This window comes from Candidatus Jordarchaeum sp. (assembly GCF_052745115.1).
In genome coordinates this window covers 1-2,001 of sequence record NZ_JBRAKS010000510.1, presented here as the reverse complement: position 1 = coordinate 2,001, position 2,001 = coordinate 1, and the positions used below count along the sequence as shown (strand labels likewise).

The following is a 2,001-nucleotide window of genomic DNA, read 5'->3' as shown; positions in this document are numbered from 1 at the left end:
GGGTTCATTCCCCATGCAAAGAACCCTGTGAATGTTCCCTTATACATTTCATCAAAGAGGTTTAACCAAGAGGCATCCTGTGTAGGATCAAGTTTTGGTAGCCAAGAATATCCAAAATCATTCTCCTTGGTGGCCTTCTCCCCAAACATCGATTTTAAGAAACTGACCACATATTTTGGTCTGTGCCTCCACCAGTTTACACTTCTTGGATCTTTTGTAGATGGAGTTGTCTTGTTGTAATCAGTAAGGGTTGGCCACTGGGATCTTGGTGTAGGTAAATAACCAGGAAGTATGTGGAAGAGCAATGCATTGTCAGTTGAACCTTGAACATTGGATTCACCTCTTAGTGCATTTACACCACCTCCTGCAATACCCATGTTGCCCAAGAGAGATTGAATTATTGACATAGCCCTAATATTTTGAACACCAACCGTGTGCTGGGTCCATCCCATAGCATATAGGACGGTTCCAGCTTTATCAGGGGTGCCAGTTGAACTATAAGTCTTATAGACCTTTTCAAGATCTGCTGTCGGTGTGCCAGTAATCTGAGAAACCTTCTCAAGTGTGTACCGTGAGTAATGTTTTTTCAGGAGTTGAAAGACACAGCGTGGATCCTGAAGAGTCATATCTTTCTTTGGGATTCCTTTTTCATCCTTTTCCAATGCCCAGGTGGATTTATCATAGGCCCTCTTATTTGGGTCATATCCAGAGAAGAGACCATCATCGAAATTATATTTTGGATTTACAATAAATGGGGCATTTGTATAATTCTTGACATAGAATTCATCATAGAGGTTGTTATCAAGAATGTATTTTATCATCCCCCCTAAAAAGGCAATATCTGTTCCTGAACGGAGCCGAACAAAGATATCAGCCTTCGTAGAGGTTCTGGTAAACCTCGGGTCAACATGGATGAAGATTGCTCCTTTATCCTTTGCCGCCTGAATCCACTTAAATGAAACCGGATGGTTCTCAGCAACATTACCACCCATGTTTAGTATCACATCAGCATTTCTAAAATCTATGTAGTGATTGGTCATTGCGCCACGTCCAAACGACTCTGCCAGAGCCGCAACCGTTGCGCTGTGTCAGATACGGGCCTGATGTTCAATATAGATAACCCCGAGGGCACGAAGGAATTTTTGATATAGCCAGCATTCCTCATTATCCATTGCCGCACTTCCAACAGAGGCAATTCCATTTGTTCGATTGACCACCTGCCCCTGAGTATTCTTCTCCATAAAACTCGCATCACGACTCTTTTTGATGTTGGCTGCGATTTTCTCGAGTGCCCATTCCCAGCTTACTTCTTTCCACGAAGTGCTGTAAGGAGCACGATATCGAACCTTTTGGAGGCGATTGGGATTGTTTGCAATCTGGTAACTTGCCGCACCTTTTGCACAAAGAGCTCCTTCATTGATTGGATGATCAGGATCTCCTTCAGCATTAATTACCTTCCCTTTGGCATCCGTATGGATAATTAGTCCACATCCGACAGAACAGTAGCAACAAATTGATGTGGTCTCTTTTGCCCCCTTGATTCTAAGTTCTTGGGCGTAGGACTCAATCGGTGTAAGATCAAATCCTAACCCACCAATAATAGTCCCTGCTGTGGTAACTCCAGAAATCTTTAAAAAATCCCTTCTTGTGATTTTCATAATAAATAGCTCACCTTCCTTTCTTTTGATTAATTGATTAAAAAGAAATTTCTTCCTTCACCCCCCTTCTATCTGTTTTAAAAATTTTTTGAACAAAAAAGTTAGAGAAAAAACTTAGTGAAATATAACACAAACCTTTTTTTTGTCAAGTAAAAACTTGGAGATGTCAGAATCACCATTTTGTCTTTAGATTAAGGTAGTGTTTTAATTCACCTCCTATTTCTTTAGTTTGCACCTTTTTTGAAAATAGAAAGCTTTTACCCTTTTATTTGGATGAAAAGATGGCAATCAATTTAATCGCAAATAAAGGAGGTAAGAGCTTACATGAATTCATTACAACTTC

Annotated in this window: 1 protein-coding gene; it reads right to left on the bottom strand. The window is 40.4% G+C overall.

The window, feature by feature from the left end; genetic code table 11:
* Positions 1–1,658, bottom strand: a 1,658-nt coding sequence (gene fdnG, locus ACUVXA_RS20250) for a formate dehydrogenase-N subunit alpha (protein ID WP_445873103.1), incomplete at its 3' end; no start/stop codon positions are given.
* Between the last annotated feature and the right edge of the window lie 343 nt (positions 1,659–2,001).